General features: G+C 71.9%; 12 protein-coding genes. 6 read left to right on the plus strand and 6 right to left on the minus strand.

Annotated features, from left to right (window positions below; translation table 11 throughout):
• Positions 1–165: 165 nt before the first annotated feature.
• Together EV371_RS02625 and EV371_RS02630 are read left to right on the plus strand one after the other, a co-directional pair.
• Entirely contained in the window at positions 166–1,149 is a 984-nt protein-coding gene (locus tag EV371_RS02625; RefSeq protein ID WP_130460629.1) for a Gfo/Idh/MocA family protein, read from the plus strand.
• Positions 1,142–2,236, plus strand: a complete 1,095-nt coding sequence (locus tag EV371_RS02630) for a zinc-dependent alcohol dehydrogenase (RefSeq protein WP_130460630.1) — start codon at positions 1,142–1,144, stop codon at positions 2,234–2,236. The genes EV371_RS02625 and EV371_RS02630 overlap by 8 nt, the downstream gene beginning before the upstream one ends.
• Positions 2,237–2,287: 51 nt before the next feature.
• On the opposite strand, the gene EV371_RS02635 is transcribed toward EV371_RS02630, so the two are convergent.
• On the minus strand, positions 2,288–3,883 hold the full coding sequence (locus EV371_RS02635) for an alpha-L-fucosidase (RefSeq protein WP_207230385.1): 1,596 nt from the start codon (positions 3,881–3,883) through the stop codon (positions 2,288–2,290).
• Positions 3,884–3,977: 94 nt separating this feature from the next.
• On the opposite strand from EV371_RS02635, the gene EV371_RS02640 reads away from it, so the two are divergent.
• Positions 3,978–4,619, plus strand: a complete 642-nt coding sequence (locus EV371_RS02640; RefSeq protein WP_130460631.1) for a TetR/AcrR family transcriptional regulator — start codon at positions 3,978–3,980, stop codon at positions 4,617–4,619.
• 304 nt (positions 4,620–4,923) lie between these two features.
• Positions 4,924–5,886: a DUF559 domain-containing protein gene (locus EV371_RS02645; RefSeq protein WP_130460632.1), complete on the plus strand. Its 963-nt coding sequence runs from the start codon at positions 4,924–4,926 to the stop codon at positions 5,884–5,886.
• A 76-nt stretch (positions 5,887–5,962) separates the two neighbouring features.
• On the opposite strand, the gene EV371_RS33245 is transcribed toward EV371_RS02645, so the two are convergent.
• Positions 5,963–6,376: a hypothetical protein gene (locus tag EV371_RS33245; RefSeq protein ID WP_165436587.1), complete on the minus strand. Its 414-nt coding sequence runs from the start codon at positions 6,374–6,376 to the stop codon at positions 5,963–5,965.
• A 74-nt stretch (positions 6,377–6,450) separates the two neighbouring features.
• On the opposite strand from EV371_RS33245, the gene EV371_RS02655 reads away from it, so the two are divergent.
• On the plus strand, positions 6,451–6,936 hold the full coding sequence (locus tag EV371_RS02655) for a MarR family transcriptional regulator (RefSeq protein ID WP_130460633.1): 486 nt from the start codon (positions 6,451–6,453) through the stop codon (positions 6,934–6,936).
• A gap of 16 nt (positions 6,937–6,952) precedes the next feature.
• On the opposite strand, the gene EV371_RS02660 is transcribed toward EV371_RS02655, so the two are convergent.
• Positions 6,953–8,437: a glutamate synthase small subunit gene (locus EV371_RS02660; protein ID WP_130460634.1), complete on the minus strand. Its 1,485-nt coding sequence runs from the start codon at positions 8,435–8,437 to the stop codon at positions 6,953–6,955.
• Positions 8,430–13,181, minus strand: coding sequence for a glutamate synthase large subunit (gene gltB / locus EV371_RS02665; protein ID WP_130465607.1), 4,752 nt, complete (start codon positions 13,179–13,181; stop codon positions 8,430–8,432). The genes EV371_RS02660 and gltB overlap by 8 nt, the downstream gene beginning before the upstream one ends.
• Before the next feature lie 233 nt (positions 13,182–13,414).
• Here gltB and EV371_RS02670 point away from each other — a divergent pair, with 233 nt between their 5' ends.
• Complete coding sequence (locus EV371_RS02670) at positions 13,415–14,293, plus strand: GNAT family N-acetyltransferase (protein WP_130460635.1); 879 nt, start codon at positions 13,415–13,417, stop codon at positions 14,291–14,293.
• 61 nt (positions 14,294–14,354) lie between these two features.
• Here the strand turns inward: EV371_RS02670 and EV371_RS02675 are convergent, their stop codons facing one another.
• Together EV371_RS02675 and EV371_RS02680 are read right to left on the minus strand one after the other, a co-directional pair.
• On the minus strand, positions 14,355–14,918 hold the full coding sequence (locus EV371_RS02675) for a hypothetical protein (protein ID WP_130460636.1): 564 nt from the start codon (positions 14,916–14,918) through the stop codon (positions 14,355–14,357).
• The gene (locus tag EV371_RS02680) at positions 14,912–21,004 is read right to left on the minus strand and encodes an RHS repeat-associated core domain-containing protein (RefSeq protein WP_130460637.1); all 6,093 of its coding nucleotides are present in this window, start codon (positions 21,002–21,004) and stop codon (positions 14,912–14,914) included. The genes EV371_RS02675 and EV371_RS02680 overlap by 7 nt, the downstream gene beginning before the upstream one ends.
• Positions 21,005–21,047: the final 43 nt, after the last annotated feature.

Genomic DNA, 21,047 nt, shown 5'->3' on the forward strand with positions numbered 1-21,047 from the left:
CGCCCCGGCAAACCCGGTACCGGCTAACAGCTTGGTCTCCGGATGACGGCGTCCCCCGCAGCGGCCTGGTGAACGGTGCGTTTTCGGATGCCGGTCGGAGGTTTCCCGCCGGCCGATGCCGGAGAAGGCAGAGATCCGGTGCAGGTCGGGAACGGGAGGTCGAGGATGCGGGTCTGCCGGGTGGGGCTGATCGGCGCGGGCGGCGTGGCGCAGCGGCACGCGCGGGTGCTGTCGAGCTTTGACGACGTACGGATCGTCGGGGTCACCGACGTGGTGGCGCAGGCGGCCACCCGGCTGGCCGAGTCGACGGGGGCATGGGCCTTCCCCGACGTCGGGACGCTGCTCTCGGCGGAGCTGGACGCGGCGTACGTCTGCGTGCCGCCGTTCGCACACGGCGCGCCCGAGGAGGCGGTGCTCGACGCCGGGCTGGCCCTCTTTGTGGAGAAGCCGCTCGCTCTGGACCTGGAGACGGCGACGCGGATCCACCGGCTCGTCGAGGAGCGGGGCGCCGTGACGGCGGTCGGCCACTACTGGCGCTACCTGTCGGCGGTCGAGGCGGCCCGGCGGCTGCTGGCCGACCGTCCGGTCCGGCTGGTAGCGGGCGCCTGGCTGGACAAGGTGCCGCCGGTCGGCTGGTGGCCGCGTCAGGAGCAGTCCGGCGGTCCGGTCGTCGAACAGGCCGCGCACGTCCTCGACCTGGCCCGTTACCTGGTCGGCGAGGTGGCCGAGGTCTGGGCGGTGGGCAACGGCACGCCGCCGGCCGTGGACGGCGCGGACGTGGACGGCGCGACCGCCGCCGCGCTGCGGTTCGTCACCGGCGCGGTCGGCACGCTCGGCACCACCTGCGCGTTGGGCTGGAAGCACCGGGCCGGTCTGGAGGTGTACGCCGACGGCCTGGCCATGTCGGTAGGCGAGGACGGCCTGCTGGTGCGGGACGCCGACGGTGAGCGGCGGGTTCCCGGCGACCTGGAGCAGGGCCGGACGGATGTGGACCGCGCCTTCGTCGACGCGGTCCTGGGGCTCGGCGCGGACGTCCGGGTGCCCTATTCGGAGGCGCTCCGGACCCACCTGCTGGCGCTGGCAGTCGCCGAGTCGGTCGTGACCGGCCAGCCGGTCCGGGTGCCCCCGCTGGAGTTGGCTAATGCCTGAGCCGGACCGGAACCTGGTGGTGACCGGGCCGCACGAGGTGGCGTTCCGGCACGAGGAGCCGGAGCCGCTGACCGACGGCACGTTCCGGGTCGCGACCCTCTTCAGCGGGGTCTCCGCCGGCACCGAGCTGAGCTACGTCAAGGGCACCAACCCGTACCTGTCGGCCCGCTGGGACGGCACGCTCGGGCTGTTCGTCCAGGGCGAGCCGGGTACGCCGTACCCGGTGACCCGGCTCGGTTACATGGAGGTCGGCCGGGTGACCGACAGTCGTACCCCGGCCGTCGCCGAGGGCGCGGTGGTGGCGATGACGTACGGGCACCGGACGGGGTACCGGGGCGATCCGCGCGTCGACCGGGTGGTGCCGGTGCCGGCCGACCTGGATCCGCTGCTCGGGATCTACCTGGCGCACATGGGGCCGATCTGCGCCAACGGGCTGTTGCACGCCGCCGCCGACCTGTACGGCAGCGGTGTGCGGGACCTCGGCGACGGGGTACGGGGCCGCCGGGTGGCGGTGACCGGGGCCGGGGTGGTGGCGCTGTTGACCGCGCTCTTCGCCCGGCGGGCCGGTGCCGCCTCGGTGGTCGTACTCGATCCCACCCCGCAGCGACGGGCGGTGGCCGGGGCGCTGGGCCTGGAGACGCTCGACCCGACCGCCGACGATCCGGCCGTGGTGTTGAAGACCCGGTGGCGGCACGCGGCCGACGACCGGGGCGCCGACGTCGTCTTCCAGTGCCGGGGCCAGGCGTCGGCGCTGCACCTGGCGCTGCGGCTGCTCCGCCCGCAGGGCACCGTCATCGACCTCGCCTTCTACCAGGGCGGTGCCGACCTGGTGCGGCTCGGCGAGGAGTTCCACCACAACGGGCTGTCGCTGCGTTGCGCGCAGATCGGCCGGGTGCCGCGCGGGCTGGCCCCCACCTGGGACCGCGACCGCCTGTCGGCGGAGACGATCGCCCTGCTCCGCGACCACGGCGACCTGGTACGTGAACACCTGGTCTCGGCGGTCGTGCCGTTCGACGAGGCGCCCGCGTTGCTGACCGACCTGGCCGCCGGTCGCCGGCAGGAGATGCAGGCGGTCCTCGCCGCCTGAGCGGGCACCTCGCCGGTCCGTGCACGTCATTGCGGAAACGCAGGCTCCGGATCAGACACCTGGACGTCCGCCGGGCGCGAAGACCCGGACCGCCGGGAAAGAGGCGTCCGGACCGGGTGGCCGGGCGAAGCGGAGCAGCGTGTCCGGACCGTCGGCGGTCACCGTGACGGTGCTGCCGTCGGCGAGCAGCCGGCCCTGACCGGCGAGCGACACGCCGGCGAGCCAGACCGCATCGCCGGTGACCGGTCCGTCGAGGATGACGTTGACGCTTCCGTCCGGGCCGGCGGTGAAGTGCGCGCCATCGGTCTCGGCCCGGGTCCACGGCCGGGTGCCGTAGACCGCCGTGCCGTTGCGCCCGAACCACCGGCCGAAGTCCGTCAGCCGGCTGAGCTGCTCCGGCGGTATGGTGCCCTCGCCGCCGGCGGGTCCGACGTTGAGCAGCAGGTTTCCGTTCTTGGCCAGCGCGTCGACGAAGTCGGGCAGCAGGGTGCCGGCGAACGAGGCGTAGTGGTCGTCCGTCTCGTTCCGGTTGAAGCCGTACGAGTTGCCGATGCCCCGGGTCATCTCCCACTTCTTCGCCTGCACGCTGTCGTACCTGGTGTATTCCGGGGTGGTGAAGTCGCTGTGTGGCACCACCGGCGGCTTGACGTTGTCGACGAACCCGGGGTCGTCGGCGATCGCCCACCTCATCACCTGGTCGAAGCCGGCCCGGCCGAGCCGGGAGCCCAGGAGCCAGCGCCAGAGCGAGTCGGTCTGCCAGCGGTCGTTCACCACGCCGTGCGGGACGGTGTTGTAGTAGTCGGCGAAGAGGCTGAACAGTCGTCGCTGCCCGGTCGGCCAGGAGATGTCGTTCCAGAGCAGGTCGGGCTGGTAGCGCCGGATCAGTTCCCGGACCTGGGCGTCGGCGTAGTCGGCGTAGCCGTCGCCGTACCTGGCGTAGGTGTAGTCGCCGAGGGTGCGTACGACGTCGCGCTGGAAGGTCCAGTCCACGCCTCCGGAGTAGTAGAGGCCGAAACGCAGACCCTGGGCGCGGACGGCGGCGGCGAGTTCCCCGACGATGTCGCGCTCGCTGTGCCAGCCGGGCCGGTGCGGGTTGACCACCTCGGTCGGCCAGAGCGGATACCCGTCGTGGTACTTGGCGACCAGCACGACGTACCGGGCACCGGACTCGCGGAACGTCCTGGCCCAGGCGTGCGGGTCCCACCGCTCCAGCCCGGCGTCGAAGGTCGCCTTGAAGTCCTGGTATGTCAGGTCTCCGTAGGTGGCCCGGTGGAAGCGCGCGGTCGGGGTGTCCGGGACCCGCATCGCGTTGTGGTAGTCCTCCGCGTACGGGTGCACCAGCATCGCCCGGTCGTAGTCGGTACGCAGTACGTCGGCGAAGTTGCCGGTCGGGGCGAAGCCCGGCACCGAGAAGAGCCCCCAGTGGACGAAGATCCCGAACTTGGCGTCCGAGAACCAGTCGGGGACCGGGTGGGCGTTCAACGATCCCTGGGTCGCCTGGTAGGGCCCGGTGGTGGTCATCCGCGCCTTCCGGTCGTCGGAGTAGGCGTAGATCTTGGCCGCGATCGGCGGCGTGGCCGCCAGCACCGCCACGACGGCCAGTGTGACCAGCAGCCTCTTTCGATGTCGGCGAATGAAGCCCCGCATTTCGCCCTCCCCAGGTAGCAATACAGTCGTATGGTCAGCATGAACCCGCCACCGGAGGTTTGCAAGTCGATCGTATTGCGCAGAGAATCGGGCCATGCCGAGGAAGGTCGACCACGAACAGCGCCGCCGCCGGATCGCCGAGGCGGTCTGGACGATCGTCGCCCTGCGCGGTCTGGAGGCGGCCAGCCTGCGCGACATCGCCGCCGAGGCCGGCGTGTCACTGGGTCAGGTGCAGCACTACTTCAGGACCAAGGAGCAGGTCCTGCGGTACGCCGGCCAACGCCTCGTCGAACTGGCCGGCGAGGAGCTGCGTCGAAGCCTCGCGGCCCGACCGGAACCGCCGTCGCCCCGGTCCACCATCCGGGCCATCGCCGAGCAGACCGTTCCGGCGACTCCGGAGCGCCGGCTCGGCGCCGCGGTCTGGTACGCCTTCGTCACCCGGGCGGTCACCGCCCCGGAGCTGGCCGCCCTGATCCGGGAGGCCTGGGCCGGCACCCACGCCCTGATCACCGACGAGGTACGCGCCGCACAGCGCGCCCGGCAGGTGGCGACCGGGCTCGACCCGGCCGAGCTGGCCGCCACCCTGCAGACCGTCGTCGACGGCCTCGTCCCGCAGGTACTGGTCGGGTACCGCACCCCCGCCGAGGCCCTCGCCGTCGTCGACCAGCATCTCGACCTGGTCTTCCGGCCAGCCGGCCGGCCCACCGCCCGGCTCGGCGGCGAGGCGCCGAGGTAGCGGGCGGTCGACGCCGGGTGCCCGACTCAGCGGGTCGGCGCCGCCAGGGGTTGCGTGGACGGCGCCACCGGAGCCGGAAGCTCGCTGGCGCAACCCGTTCCCGGCCGACTCGCCCCGGCCGACTCGCCAGCCATGCGGCTCGCCGTCACCATTCGGCACGACGACGAGGCGGCGCGAGGAGACGGCGGCACGGCGACGAGGCGGCACGGCGACGGGGGCAGCGTGAGAAAGGGGTGTGTCGGGAAGGCAGCGGTGACGGATTGGCGGCAGTCGGGTCCGCCGAATCCGGCCAAGGTCGTTCGCCGTGCCGTACTTCTCCGGACCCGGGCGCCGCCCCGAGCGGGCGCTCCCGCCCGACGACGCCGACGAGTTGACCTGGCTGCTCTTCCGCCAGGAGGATGTAGTCACCGGTAGGCAGGCTCGCCGCCATCTCACCGAATCGGCGGTTCGGCACCGCGTCCGCTCCGGACGGTGGCGCCTGGTCCACCGCAACGTGTACGTCACCCACAGTGGCCCAATCAGCGCCGAGCAGCGCCTTTGGATCGCCGTACTCGGCTGTGGACCGTACGCCGTGCTGGCCGGGCTGACCGCGGCGATCCGGTGTGGCCTGAAGGGCTTCCGGAGCGAGGGTATCCAGCTGCTCCGGCCGGGCCGGCTACGCAGCATCGCCCCGCCGCCCGGCGTCGTCGTACGCCGCACCGACACCCTTTCGCGCGACGACGTCAACCGGCGGGGAATGCCGCCGCACACCACCAACGCCCGCTCACTGGTCGACGCGGCGGCCTGGGCGGGCAGCGACGACCAGGCCCGTACCCTGATCGCGGCCGGCTTCCAGCAGCGGCTGCTCGGCGCCGACGACATCCACCAGGTCGCCTACCGGCGGCCCACCCTGCGCCGTCGGGCACTCATCCTGGCCACTGCCAATGACGCCCGGAGCGGTTCGGAGTCGCTGCCCGAACTGCGCTACCTGCACGCCGCGCGCCGAGCTGGTTTGCCCGAGCCGAGCCGCCAGCATCGGCGCCGCGACGCGACCGGCCGGGTGCGCTATCTGGACGTCTACTACGAACGGTGGGGCGTGCACGTGGAGATCGACGGCGGCCAGCACCTCGATGTACGGCGGCAGTGGGCGGACATGAAACGGCAGAACGAGCTGTGGATTTGCGGTGATCGGGTGCTGCGCTTTCCGTCCTGGCTCGTCCGCGACCGCCCCGAAGAGGTAATCGACCAAGTCCGACGCGCCCTAACCACAGCCGGCTGGCGCAACTAATTGTGGAGATCGCAGATCTTGGAACCACAACGTCGCCACAGCAACAGTTTAATTCCAAGATCCGCGATCGAGTCCTTCAGTTTTGGGGGGCGGGGGGGCGGGGGGGCGGGGGGCGGTGGAGGAGGGGTAGGAGGAGGAGGGTGGTTAGGGCGCCGAGGGTGATGATGATCCTTGTTGTGGGGTCGGGGATGGCGGCGAAGACGAAGAACCTGCCGACGAACTGCACACCGAGCAGGATCGTCAGCAGGTTGCGCTGCCAGCGACGTCCCGCCGGCAGGCGCAGCGCCAACCAGGCGTACGCGACGCCGAAGCTAAGGTGGAAGGCGTGTTCGATGCCGAGTTCGTACGGCGGGGTGACCAGTGCGTAGAGGTGCTCCACCACCAGTGCCCAGGTCAACACGACCGCGATGCGCAGCCGGGTCGTCATCAGCTCTGTCGCGGATGCGGGGGGCGCCGCCCCGTCGGCGGTCGCCACGTCGTCTCGGGTCAAGGCTCTCCTCCTAGATACTCTCACTTGCTACCTTCTCATCTGAGAGTATCTCCCCACAGCCCTAAGATCCAGGAATGAGTTCCGCACGCTCCCCCGCCGACGCCTCCCGGCTCACCTTCCTGCCAGCGGACGTCATCACCGCCATGCAGCTCAGCACGGTCTACCGGCACTCCCAGAAGCTCTTCAACGAGGCGCTGCGTCCGCTGGGATTCGAGGAGCGACACTTCGCCGTGCTGGCCGTACTCGATCGGGTGGGACCGCTCACCCAGCGTCGGCTGGGCGACCTGCTCGATTTGGACAAGTCGTCGCTGGGGCGGATCGTGGACGAACTCGAACGACAGCGGCTGGCGGAGCGCAGGCCCGTGCCGGGTGACCGCCGCGCCCACGCCATCCACCTGACCGAGCACGGCCGGCAGCGCGCCGAGGCGGCGCAGCGGATCGCCGACGAGGTGGGGCGGCGACTCTTCGGCCACCTCAGCCCGAGCACCCGCGCCACCCTCGACAACGCGCTGCGCCAGGTGTTGGCGGCATCGCTACCCGAGGGCATGGCACAGGCGTAGGTCGACCCCGACCGGGTCAGCCGGCCGGTACCGCCAGCGGTTGCGTGGCTGGCGCCACCGGAGCCGGTAGCTGGCTGGCTCCGCCCAGGTAGCGGTGGATCGCGGCGGCGGCGGCCCGCCCCTCGGCGATCGCCCAGACGATCAGCGAGGCGCCCCGGTGCATGTCACCGGCGACGAAGACACCCGGCGTACCTGCCTGCCACTGCGGGTCGGCGTCGATCGCGCCGCGCCGGTTGCGCACCACGCCGAGCTGGTCGAGCAGCGGCTGCTCCTCGGTGCCGTCGAAGCCGATCGCCAGCAGCACCAGGTCGGCCGGCAACTCCCGCTCGGTGCCGGGCAGCACGGTCAGGTGCCGCTGGCCGTCCCGCTTCTCGACGGTCACCTCGGCGATCCGGACCGCGCGTACCCGGCCGGTGCCGTCGTCGACGAACTCCTGGACCGCGACCGCGAAGACCCGCTCGCCGCCCTCCTCGTGCGCCGGGTACTCGCGCAGGATCCACGGCCAGGTCGGCCACGGGTCACGGGCCTCGTCCCGCTCTCGCGGCGGCCGCGGATACAGGTCGAGCTGGTGTATGCCGGCCGCGCCCTGCCGGTGCGCCACCCCCAGGCAGTCGGCGGCGGTGTCGCCGCCACCGATGATCACCACGTGCCTGCCGGCGGCGTCGATCGGCGTCGACGACTCGCGGCCGCTCACCACCCGGTTCGCCGCCACCAGATGCTCCATCGCCTGGTGTACGCCGCGCAACGAGCGCCCCGGGGTCGCCGGGGTGTCCCGGCCGGCGAGCGCGCCGCAGGCCAGCAGTACCGCGTCGTGCTCGGACCGGAGCTGTTCGGCGGTGACGTCGACCCCGACGTTCACCCCGGTCCGGAACCGGACCCCCTCGGCGGTGAGCTGCGCCAGCCGCCGGTCGATGTGCTCCTTCTCCAGCTTGAAGTCCGGGATGCCGTAGCGGAGCAGGCCGCCGATCGCGTCGTCCCGCTCGTACACCGTCACCGCGTGCCCGGCCCGGACGAGCTGCTGCGCGGCGGCGAGCCCGGCCGGGCCGGAGCCGACCACCGCGACGGACCTGCCGGACGCGGCCGGCACCCGCTGCGGGGCCACCAGGTCCAGGTCGAAGGCCCGGTTGACGATCTCCACCTCGACCTGCTTGATGGTGACCGGCGCACCACCGTTGATCCCGAGCACGCAGGCCGCCTCGCAGGGCGCCGGGCAGAGCCGCCCGGTGAACTCCGGGAAGTTGTTGGTGGCGTGCAGCGACTCGATCGCGGTCGCCCAGTTGCCGGTCCGGACCAGGTCGTTCCAGTCCGGGATGCGGTTGCCCAGCGGGCAGCCGTCGTGACAGAACGGGATGCCGCAGTCCATGCACCGGGTGGCCTGGTCACGGATCAGTCCCTCGTCGGCGGAGGGATACACCTCGCGCCAGTCGGAGATCCGCACCGGCACCGGCCGGCGGGCCGGCAGCTTCCGGTCGTGCTTGAGGAATCCACTCGGGTCAGGCACGGGCCACCTCCTGGGACGGGCGCGGGCCGGCGTCGACCGGTCGGGCCGGAGACGCGGACGGGGAGGCGGACGGAGACGCGGACGGGGACCCGGGCGGTGCGGCCGGCGGCGGTGTGCTGCCGGCGGGGGCGGGCTGTGCCGGTACGCCCGGCGCGGCGAGCCCGCTCATCACCGCCTCGTCCACGTCCCGGCCCTCGGCCCGGGCGACCCGCATGATCTCCATGACCCGCCGGTAGTCCCGGGGCACCACCGCGGTGAACTCCCGCACCGCATCCGGCCAGCGCTTGAGCAGTCCCTCCGCCACCGACGAGTCGGTCTCGGCGAAGTGCCGCTGCACAAGGTCGTAGAGGGTGACCCGATCGTCGTCGGTGAGCGGGGCCAGGTCGACCAGTTCCAGGTTGACCCGGCGCCGGTCCAGTTGCCAGACGAAGGCCGTACCGCCGGACATGCCGGCGGCGAAGTTCCGCCCGGTCTGGCCGAGCACCACCACGGTGCCGCCGGTCATGTACTCGCAGCCGTGGTCCCCGACCCCTTCCACCACGGCGACCGCGCCGGAGTTGCGTACCGCGAACCGCTCGCCGACCCGGCCGCGCAGGAAGACCTCGCCGCCGGTGGCGCCGTACAGGATGGTGTTGCCGGCGATGATCTGGTCCTCGGCCCGGCCGTTCGGGCCTGGTGGTGCGTCCAGTCCGCCGGCGAAGGGTGCCGTCGGATCGGGGCGGACCACGATCCGCCCGCCGGAGAGTCCCTTGCCGACGTAGTCGTTGGCGTCGCCGGCCAGTCGCAGCGTCACGCCGCTGGGCAGGAAGGCGCCGAACGACTGGCCGGCGGTGCCGGTGAGGTCGAACTCGATGGTGTCGGCGGGCAGGCCGGCTCCGCCGAACCGCCGGGTGACCTCGCCGCCGAGCATCGCGCCGACGCTGCGGTGCTCGTTGCGCACCGCCACCGCCGCCCGGACCCGGGTGCCGCCGGTCAACGCCGGCTCGGCGAGGGCCAGCAGCTCGTTGTCGAGCGACCGGTCCAGCCCGTGGTCCTGGGCCCGTACGCCGCGCCGGGCCGCGTCGGCCGGCAGCTCCGGTACGTGCAGCACCGGCCGCAGGTCGAGCCCGCGCGCCTTCCAGTGGTCCAGGGCCGGGGCGAAGTCGAGCAGTTCGGTGGCGCCGATCGCCTCGTCCAGCGACCGGAAGCCCAGCTCGGCGAGGTAGCCCCGGACCTCCTCGGCGAGGAAGAGGAAGAAGTTCTCCACGAACTCGGGGCGGCCGGTGTAACGCTCCCGCAGTACCGGGTTCTGGGTGGCGATGCCGACCGGACAGGTGTCGAGGTGGCAGACCCGCATCATCACGCAGCCGGCGACGATCAGCGGGGCGGTGGCGAAGCCGAACTCCTCGGCACCGAGCAGCGCCGCGACGATGATGTCTCGGCCGGTCTTGAGCTGGCCGTCGACCTGCACGGTGACCCGGTCGCGGAGCCTGTTGAGCAGCAGCGTCTGCTGCGCCTCGGCCAGGCCCAGCTCCCACGGGGTGCCGGCGTGCTTGAGGGAGTTGAGTGGGGAGGCGCCGGTGCCGCCGTCGTGCCCGGAGATCAGGATGACGTCGGCCTTCAGCTTGGCGACCCCGGCCGCGACCGTGCCGACCCCGACCTCGCTGACCAGCTTCACGTGCACCCGGGCCGCCGGGTTCACGCTCTTCAGGTCGTGTACGAGCTGGGCCAGGTCCTCGATGGAGTAGATGTCGTGGTGCGGCGGCGGGGAGATCAGCCCGACGCCCGGGGTGGCGTGCCGGGTGCGGGCGATCCAGGGCCAGACCTTGTTGCCGGGGAGCTGGCCGCCCTCGCCGGGCTTGGCGCCCTGGGCCATCTTGATCTGGATGTCGTCGGCGTTCACCAGGTATTCGCTGGTCACCCCGAAGCGGCCGCTGGCGACCTGCTTCACCGCCGAGCGCCGGGTCGGGTCGTAGAGCCGTTCGACGTCCTCGCCGCCCTCGCCGGTGTTGGACTTGCCGCCGAGGGAGTTCATCGCGACCGCGAGGGTCTCGTGCGCCTCGGCCGAGATCGACCCGTAGGACATGGCGCCGGTGGCGAACCGCTTGACGATCTCGCTGGCCGGCTCCACCTCGTCGATCGGGACCGGCGGGCGGACCCCGGTGCGGAGCCGGAACAGCCCGCGCAGCGAGCCGGCCCGTTCGGCCAGCCCGTCGACCTTCGCGGTGTACTCCCGGAAGACGTCGTACTGCCGGCTGCGGGTGGCGTGCTGGAGCAGGAAGACCGTCTCCGGGTTGAACAGGTGCAGTTCACCCTCGCGGCGCCACTGGTACTCGCCACCGACCTCCAGCGGCCGGTGGTTGCGCTGGCCGACGTTCTCGGCGTACGCCCGGGCGTGTCGGGCGGCGACCTCGGCGTGGATCTCGGCAAGCCCGACGCCACCGATCCTGCCCGGCGTGCCGGCGAAATACCGCTGGAGCAGCCGGTTGTCCAGGCCGACCGCCTCGAAGACCTGGGCGCCGCAGTACGAGGAGACCGTCGAGATGCCCATCTTCGACATGATCTTGAGTACGCCCTTGCCGAGCGCCTTGACGTAGTTGCGGACCGCTGTGGTCGGCTCGATCCCCGGCAGCGCGCCCGTGTTGATCAGGTCCTCGACCGACTCGAAGGCGAGGTAGGGGTTGACCGCCGCCGCGCCGTACCCGATCAGCAGGGCGGTGTGGTGCACCTCCCGGCAGTCGCCGGACTCCACGATCAGCGCCACCTGGGTGCGGGTCTGCTCCCGCACCAGGTGCTGGTGCACGGCCGCGGTGAGCAGCAGCGACGGGATCGGCGCCAGGTCGGCGGTGGAGTCCCGGTCGGAGAGGACCAGGATGCGTACGCCGTCCTCGATCGCCTCCGAGACGTGCCGGCAGATCTCGGTCAGCCGGGCCTTCAACCCGGCCGCGCCGTCCCGGATCCGGTAGAGCCCGGAGACCCGGACCGCCTTGAAGCCGGGCAGGTCGCCGTCCTCGTCGATGGAGAGGATCTTGGCCAGCTCGTCGTTGTCGATCACCGGGTACGGAAGCACGACCTGCCGGCAGCTCGCCGGGGTCGGGTCCAGCAGGTTCCCCTCCGGCCCGATGGTCGCCTGGAGGCTGGTCACCAACTCCTCCCGGATGGCGTCCAGCGGCGGGTTCGTGACCTGCGCGAAGAGCTGGTGGAAGTAGTCGTAGAGCAGCCGGGGTCGGGTCGACAGCGGCGAGATCGGGGTGTCGGTCCCCATCGAGCCCACCGGCTCGGCACCGGCCCGGGCCATCGGGCCGAGCAGGATCTTCAGCTCCTCCTCGGTGTAGCCGAAGGTCTGCTGCCGGCGGCGCACCGAATGGTGGGTGTAGACGATGTGCTTGCGCGGCGGCAGGTCGGCCAGGTCGATCAGGCCGGCGTGCAGCCACTCGTCGTACGGGTGCTCGGCCGCCAGCTCGGACTTGATCTCGTCGTCCAGCACGATCCGGCCGGCGGTCGTGTCCACCAGGAACATCCGGCCGGGCTGGAGCCGCCCCTTGGCGACCACGGTCGACGGGTCGAGATCGAGCACCCCCGCCTCGCTGCCCAGCACCACCAGGCCGCCGGAGGTGAGCCACCACCGGCCCGGACGCAGTCCGTTGCGGTCCAGCACCGCGCCGACCAGCGAACCGTCGGTGAAGGCGACCGAGGCGGGGCCGTCCCACGGCTCCATCAGGCTGGCGTGGAACCGGTAGAAGGCCCGCTTGGCCGGGGCCATCTCCGGATCGTTCTCCCAGGCCTCCGGGATCATCATCAGCACCGCGTGCGGCAGGCTCCGCCCGGCCAGGTGCAGCAGTTCGAGTACCTCGTCGAAGTTGGCCGAGTCGGAGGCGGCCGGGGTGCAGACCGGGAAGAGCCGCCGGATGTTGCCCGGGATACCCGGGCTGCGCAGCAGCGCCTCCCGGGCCTGCATCCAGTTCTTGTTGCCCCGGATGGTGTTGATCTCGCCGTTGTGCGCGATGAACCGGTAGGGGTGGGCCAGCGGCCAGGACGGGAAGGTGTTGGTGGAGAACCGCGAGTGCACCAGGGCGATCGCGCTGGCCATCCGGGGGTCGGTCAGGTCCGGGAAGAACTCCGGGAGCTGGTCCGGGGTGAGCATGCCCTTGTAGACCATGGTCCGGGACGACAGCGAGGGGAAGTAGGCGGGCACGCCCCGCTCGGCGGTCTCCCGCTCGGCCTGCTTGCGGACGCAGAACGCGACCCGGTCCAGGTCGAGGCCGGTCAGCGGGGCGCCGGCCCGGCCGGCCGGCGAGTCGGTCAGCCGGTGTGCGGCCAGGAACACCTGCCGGATCACCGGCCGGGCCGCCAGCGCGGTCTCGCCGAGGTCGTCAGGGCGGACCGGTACGTCCCGCCAGCCGAGGATCTCGGCCCCCTCGACCAGGGCGTACTTCTCCAGCACCGTCCTGGCTCGGCTCTCCTCGGCCGGGTCGGTGGGCAGGAAGGCCAGGCCGGTGGCGTACTGCCCGGCCGGCGGGAGCGGGAAGTCGACGACCGCCCGGAGGAACCCGTCCGGCACCTGGAGCATGATGCCGGCCCCGTCACCGGTGTTCTGCTCGGCGCCCCGGGCACCCCGGTGGTCCAACCGGCAGAGCGCGGCGAGGCCCTTGGCGACGACGTCGTGGGAGCGGCGGCCGTGCAGGTCGGCGACGAAGGCCACCCCGCAGGCGTCCCGCTCCGCCGCCGGGTCGTAGAGTCCCTGCGGCTCCGGCGCCCGGGCCAGCGGGCCGCTGTGCTCGGGCGCCCGGCGAGGGCCGGTCGACGCGGAGTCGGCAACCGCCGACGAGGAGAGGCGTGGTTCCTGCGGGTACGGAGAGGCCACCGGGGCTCCTGTCGTCACTCACGTTCAATCATTAGGTCGGGACGACGTCGGCCCTGTTGGGTTTCTTGAGTTTACGGTAGGGGCTGGCGGGGTCCGCGAGGTCGGTACCGATCACAGGCAGCGCAATAGATCACATGGCCCGGGGCCCGTACGTGTACGCTCCCCCGGTGGCATCTGTACGAGACGAGCCGTTTGACCGGTTGGAACGTTTTTACGATGCGGTGCCGCGTGACGGGGCGCACACAGAGAATTTCGGCGGGCTGGTGCTCTTCGTCCGCGACGGCGCGGGATGGCCATTCTACGCCCGGCCCCGGTTGGACGCCACGGAGTCGCCGTCGGCCGCCGACGTCACGGCGGTCCGCCAGCGCCAGCGCGACCTCGGGCTGCCCGAGGCGTTCGAGTGGGTACACGAGACTCATCCGGAGCTGCTCGCGGTGGCCCGGTCGGCGGGGTTGGCGGTGCTGGAGGCGCCGCTGATGGTGCTCGACCCGGCCGCGCTCCCCCCGCCCGAGGAGTTCGCGGCGACGCCGGTGCGGATCCTCGACCCGGCGGCGCCGACGTTCGCCGCCGACGTGGCGGCCCGGCGGGCGGTCGCGGCGGTCGGCTTCGCCGCGCCCGGCACCGAGGTCGGCCCGGCCGGCTCGGCCGCTCGGGACACCGCCCTGGTGGAGCTGCCGGTGGACTCGCTGGACGAGGAGCGCACCCGGACCGCCGCCGGACGCCGGATCTCCGCCCTGGTGGAACTGGCCGGCCAGGGGGCGGTCGCCAGCGGCATGGCGTTGCGGGTCGACGACGTCGCCGAGATCGCCGGCATCGCCACCCTGCCCACGGCCCGCCGCCGGGGCCTGGGTGCCGCGGTCACCGCCGCGCTCGCCCGCCGACTCCTCGACGACGGTACGAACCTGGTCTTCCTCTCCGCCGGCAGCGAGCAGATCGCCCGGGTCTACCTGCGGGTCGGCTTCCGCCGAATCGGCACCGCCTGCATCGCCGAGCCCGCGCCCGCCACCCCCTGAAGCTGGCGGAACCATCGCCGGTGCCGGTTCCCGCCCCGGAGGACGGGAACCGGCAGCCCGGTCAGGCCGGATAGTCCCGGGCGCACTTCGACCGCTCCCGGATCTGCTCCGCGGTCAGTCGTTTCGGCTCCGACGTGCTGAGTTGCCAGCCGTACTCGACGGTCTTCGGGTCCGTGCCGGCCGGATAGCTCGGCACCTCGGCCGGGCGGAAGGTGTCGCCCACCTGGTGCAGCTTTCCGGCGACCTCGACCCGCAACTCGACTGCGACGACCTCCGGCAGTGGCCCGCCGGAGCCGGCGGCGACCAGCACCCGGCGGTACGCCGAATCGTCGCCCAGGATGATCCAGCCCTCGGCGGCCGACTCGTCCGCCGGATCCACCACCCGCCAGTAGCTGTAGCGGGTCTCGGCCGGGTCGTAGAAGGACGCCTCGCCGGCAGCCACGTTGTCGATCGCGTCCACTTCGACGATCCGCTCGTTGGCACAGATCGGCGCGAAGATGTGGAAGGTGTCGCCGATCCGGGCCACGCCGAATCCGTAGTAGTCGTGGCTGGGCAGCAGGCACCCGGCGAGCATCAGCAACGCGGCGACGAGCACGGCGGCCCGGCGCAGCCGACGGGTCAGCATCCTGGATATCCACCCCCACCCTTGGACAGAGCCTCGGCCTGGGCCTCCCACCTGTTGCAGGGTTGTCCCCACTTGTATCGGTCGGTCCACTCGTGGAACAGATAGATCGGGCCGAACGCCGCACCGTACGTTCCCCACTGCTTGTCCCGGTGCACCTTCTCGTGCTGGGCGAGGGACGGGCCCACCGACTTCGGATGCTTGTCGGTGATGAACGTGGTGCCGTATGTCGTGCCGCCCCGGGCCTTCATCGGCAACCATCCTTGCTGGCACACTTCGAGGCCGTAGCGGACCTCACACTGACCTCCGGTCATCCGCGCCGCGTACGACATGAATTTCCCGATTATGGCCGACTGCCGCTGGGCCGACTTCGACCACTTCGGCTTCAACCAGTTCGTGACGCCCTGCCGGGCTGCGGCAACGGGGTCGGAGACGTACCGTTTCCAGGCGGCCGAGACCGGGGCGGTGAAGAACTTGTTCCAGGCTGCCTTGTAGGGCTTGATCTTGTTGTTGGCCTTGCAGAGGGACTTGCAGCTGTCCTTCTTCTTCGGCTTCGGCTTCGGCCGGCTGTCCACGATCTTGTACTTCTTGCTGCCCACCGGCTTGTAGGCCTTCAGCTTCCCCTCGTTGTCACCGAGCACGATCTGGCCGGTCGGGTCGGACTCGGTCGTCGGGCTGTGGTTCGCGTACGCGTAGCCCTGCATCTGCACCGGATTCCCGGTCTCCAGCAACGGATCGCTGGAGATGAACCGGCCGAGGAACGGATCGTATTCGCGGGCGCCGAGATGGGTGGTCCCGGTCGGGTCGACCGTGCCCCCGACGAACCCCTTGTCCAACCCGGGTGCCCAGACCCCGGTGGCACCGCCCCGCAACTCACCGTAGGGCAGGGTGCGCCGCCGGGCCACCGCCAGGGTGGTCGCGTCCACGGTGAGTTCGGCGGTGCCGTGGTGGTCCGAGACGATCCAGGAGAGCTTGCCACCGGAGCGCACCGCGATGGTCTCCCCGTCGTGGGTGTAGTAGCGGGTCGCGGTCCGCACCCCGGTCGAGCGGTCGACCCGCACCTCCAGGCCGCCCGGCAGATAAAGGGTGTCGCCGGAGGAGTCGGAGCGGGTCAGCCGGTTGCCCTCGGAGTCGTAGCGGTAGCTGGTCGTGGCCCCGCCGTCGACCACCCGTTGCAGGCGGCCCTCCCGGTCCCAGGTCAGCTCGGCGGTGCCACCGGCCGCCCCGGGCCGGGTGGATGTGTTGCCGCCGGTGTCGTAGGTGTAGTCGCGCACCTCCGTCGACCCGCCGGTCGCGGTCACCCGGGTCACCCCGTGTGGCCGGGCCGCGCCGGGCGCCGGATGGGTGTACGTGAACGTGGTGTTCGTGCTGCCGTGCCGGGTCTCGGTCCGCCGGTTACCGCTGGCGTCGAAGCTCCACGACCGCCAGTACGGCGCCGGGCCGCCCAACCCGGCCACGGTCGGCGCCGGACCACAGTCACCGCTGCGCGGCGTCCAGGCCGAGTCGAGCCGGCGCAGGTGGTCGTAGCCGAAGCACTGGACGTCCTGGCTCGCCGCGTCGACGCCCTCGACGATCCGCTTCAGGTTGCCGCTGTCCTGGTAGCTGTAGGACCACTTCGCGATCGGGTTGCCGCCCACCGGGATGGCGCTGGCCTCCGTGAGCCGGCCGGTCGCCTCCTCGATCTGCACCGTGACCGTCAGCCGCGACTCGTAGGCGCCGAACTCGCGCGAGATGGTCTGCCCGAGCTTGTCGTGGGTGACCTTGTTGACGTAGATCTGTTGCGGCGACAGCAGGGTCCCCTCACCGTCGACGTCGGTGTAGCCGCTGGTGAGCCGCTCGGACGGCAGGTCCGCCGCCTGCGGCAGGGTGGTCTGGTGCACCTTCCCGTTGGCCCGGTAGCTGGTCCTGGTGGTGTAGACGCAGGGATCCGGTGCCGCCGCCGCGCAGAGCTGCGGCTGGCTGGCCGGCACCACCACCGACGTCGCCAGCGGCCGGCCGAGGGTGTCGAACTCGTCCGTACGGGTGATCCAGGCCGCCCCGTCGACATACCTGGTCGCCGAGGTGAGTGCGCCCTTTCCGTACGGGAGGGTGTCGTAGACCCAGGCGGCCCGCAACGCACCCGTCGCGCTGTCGTCCCGGGCGCTGGTCCGCCGGTTCAGCTCGTCGTAGGTGTAGGCGATGGTGGCGGTACCGCTGCCCAGCCGCACCGTGCTCGACGCCTGGTTGCCGCTGGCGTCGAACGTCGCGATGCTCTCGCCCCGGTCCGGATCCACCGAAACGACCTCGCGACCGCGCAGGTCGTACCGGTAGGACCAGAGGTTTCCGGCCGGGTCCCGGACCGTCTCCTGCTGCCCGAGCGGGGTGTACGTGTACTTCGTCGCCTCGAACCGGGCCGGGTCGGTGGAGCCGACGTCGGCGCGGGACCGGTACTGCCGAAGCTCGGTGGTCCGGTCCTGGACGTCCTTGAGCTCGGTGGTCGCGGTACCGCCGTCCGGCGGCACGGTGTGCACCCGGTCACCGGCGTAGTCGGTGGTGGTACGCCACTTCTCCGCCCCGGCGGCCTTGAGGATCTCGACGATCTGCCGGCCGGCGCCATCGTAGAGCGTCTGGGTCACCGCGGGAATCTGTCCGGCCGGCCGGCCCAACGTCGTCGACGGCGCCCCGTTGCCGGTGTCGTAGTAGGGCTGCGAGACCCAGTCGACCTCGCCCCGGGCGTTGTGGAAGGTGTCGGTGAGCAGCCGGCCGCCGCCGGTGGCCCGGGTCTGGGTCTGCCGGTCCCGGAGGAAGCCGTCGAACAGCTCGATACTCGTCCGGTACGAACTGCCGGTGACCAGCAGCGTCTCGGTGGTGACCGCGCTCGGGCCACCCGCGTTGCGGATCTGGTAGCCGATCCGCACACTCGGACTCTGCGTGGCCGAGTCGCGGCCCGGCAGCCACACGCCGATCTGCCGGCCCAGCCCGTCGTAGCGCTGGTCGGTGATCCGGTCGTTGGCGTCGACCGTCCGCACCGGCAGGTCCCAGGCGGGTTCCACGGTGGTGGTGACGGTGTGGCCCAGCGGATTGATCTCCTTGCGACGGGTCACCAGTCCACCATGCTCGGTGACGATCTCGAACCGGGTGGTGTACCCCCGGGCGTCGGTCTGACTGGTCAGCCGGCCGCTGTTCTCGTCGTAGCTACGGGTCTCGGTACGGACGTAGACCGGGGTGCTGCCGGCGAAGCGTTCCAGGTCCTCCGTCCGGACGGCGTTGCCCCTGGTCGGCGCCGCGCCGAACGAGGACCCGTCCCGGTAGACGTCGTAGAAGGTCCGGTTCCGCCTCAGCACCGTCGACGGTGCCGGTGGGTCGGCCGCCGCAGCGCAGGTGCCGGTGAGCGTCTCGGTCTGGCTGATCCGGTCGATCATCCAGCTGGTGTCGTTGCGGGCATACCGGTTCCGCACGCAGGTCTCGTCCCCGTTGACGTTCTCGTCGCCGAAGTCGTCGACGGCGGTCACCAGGCCGTCGGTGTTGAAGGTGCTGGTGCTCTTCGCGGTCCGGAACCGGCCGTCGGCCAGCGCGGTCCGGGTCCGCGTCGTCGCCGTCTCCACCTTCCAGGCGTTGGTGACCAGGGTCTGCCGGGTCCGGGTGGCGGTCGGGCCGACCCGCCACGGCTCGAAGAGCTTGCTGGAGACCTCGGCGCCGCCGGCGCCGTCGAAGGTGATCTCCTGGCGGAGGAAGCCCCGCAACGCCTCGTGATCGGTGATCGAGCCGCCCCAGGTGTCCGGCACCTGCACGGTACGGGTGCCGGAGGGCTGTTTGTCACCGTGCATGCCACGCAGGTAGCGGTACTCGGTCGCGGTTCGCACCCCGCCGGTCGGGTCGCCCTTGCGGACCTGGACCCGGCCGTAGCCCCGCCAGTCGCCCCAGGTGCGGTACTTGTCCCTGGTCAGCTCGTCGGTGTTGTAGGCCCAGGCCGGGGTGTCCAGATAGTCGTAGAAGATCGACTGGGTGGGCTGGTCGGTGACGACGTCGTCGAGGTCGACCCGGGTCACCACGTACTTGTGGAACCAGTCCAGGGTGGGATCCCCGCTGCCCGGCCAGGCGTAGTACGACGGCATGCAGCGCGTCGTGTTCGACTCCGGCTTCGGCGCCTTGCTCCGGGTGCAGTCTCCACCGGCGTAGCTGACCAGGATGTCGCCGCCGCTCTCGGTCCGGATGGCCTTGATCCGCCAGCGGTTCAGCTCGGTCCGCTGGTCGTCCAGGGCGTCGACCCGGTTCGGCAGCGGCTCCGCGCCCGGATCGAAGGTGATCTCCGGGTCCTGCACCTCGGCGCCACCGGCGGTGGTGACGTGCCCCTTGCGCAGCAGTCCGCGCAGCCACATCGGGGTGCTCTCGCCGGTGCCGGCATTGACGAACTCCTGGCGCAGCGTCCACGACTCGACGTCGCGATAGGTCGACGTCCCGTTGCGCAGCTGGGCGGTCACCTTCGTCAGCCGCCGGGACGACCAGAAGGTCGCCACGGTCTGCTCGTTGCAGGGGGACGCCTTGCAGTACTGGTCCCACGGGGTGTCGGGCCAGGCCGACCGGACCGGGTCGGACTGCCACGGGGTGCCGGTCCAGCAGCCCGCCAGGCAGCGCTCGGCGGTGCTGAAGAGGACCCGCAGCGGGGCGGCGGCCGAGTACTCGGTGCCGTAGCGGGTGCCGTACTCGATCCGGTCCAGCCAGCCGCCACGGTCGTACGTCGTCCGCTGGCTGGGCGTGTTGTCCCGGCCGTACGCCCCGGTCTCCTTGCCGTAGTAGTAGGCCAGCGTGTTCTGGTTCGGATCGACGACGTAGTCCAGGTTCCACCGCCACGCCTGGTCGCAGCGGGAGGCGGCGAAGGTGGACTTGTTGCAGGGCTCGTTGGCGTTGTTGCCGTAGACCGGCGCCGTCCAGGTCGAGTTCGTCACCGGCTTGTCGGCGGTCCAGTTCGGCAGGCGGTGGTAGCCGAAGAAGTACTGCATCCCGTCGGTGGTGGTGACCTTCCAGAACTCGTTGTCGTTGTCGCCGTTGGCGCGGGCCGCCTCGGAGAGCCGCTCGATCTTCGTGCCGTCGTCGTCCTTGAGTCGCCACACGTCGCCGCTGCGGATCAGCTCACCGGAGCGGCCATTCATCGACAGCGTCGCGTTGTCCGAGAACCAGCACTGGTCCCCGGTCTTGTGACCCGGATTGTCGTCGGCGCAGGAGGCGTAGCGGCGCTCGATGAAGCCGGGCCAGGAGTCCCAGCCGTCACCGACCCAACCACCCTGGTTGTTGGAGTTGCCGGTCCGGCCGTCGAGGGAGCCGGAGGAGTACTCCAACGACACGGTCGGCTCCGGGCCCTCCGGGGCGGGCGGCATCCCCAGCTCGTACGACCAGGTGAACGCACCGGTCTGGGTGGAGACCTCCCAGGTGCCGGCGGCGGAGAGATCGGAGGCGGTGTAGTCGCCGTTGTCGCCGGAGGGTCCGGGCTCGACGGCCAGCACCGTCGGCCCGTCCGCCGCCAGGCGCAGCTCGGCGGAGAGGCGGCGGGCGGTGGCCTGGTTCGTCGTCGGCAGGACGGTGCCGCCCTGGCAGCGGGGCAGCTCGGGGGTGGTGGTGACACACGCCGGGCGGCGGACCAGCCGCAGCCGGGACCCCCAGTCCCCGCCGTACGCGTCGGCGAAGCCGGCGTAGTCGACGCCCACCGACAGCGGGCCGGTGCCGGCGGCGTCGGCCGGGGCCAGGCTCAGCAGCAGGCCGGAGACGTTGGCCCGGTTGGTCACCGCCCGGTCGAAGACGGTCACCGCCACCGCGCCGGCCCCGGCGGTGGCCGCCCTCGGGGCCCGGTCGACGTCGGCCGGCACCCGGGCGACGGTCACCGGCAGGGATCCGGCCCGCTGCCGGCCGGCGGACGCCGGGAAGGCCGTCGCGGTGCCCGGCTGCGGCCAGGTCACCGGCCGGGCCCCGCGTACCGCCCGGGACTCGGCCGACCAGGCCGGCCGCGGCGCCGCCGGTCGGTGCGCGGTCACCTCGACCCCGGGGACGTCCCGGGGCACCGGCGGCTTCCAGCCCTGGTCGACGGCGCCGGCCGGTGGCTGCCCCAGCAGCGTCACCGCGAGTACCGCCGCCAGGGTCGCGGCGACACCACGTCGGACC

It is taken from the genome of Plantactinospora sp. CNZ321 (genome assembly GCF_004217235.1).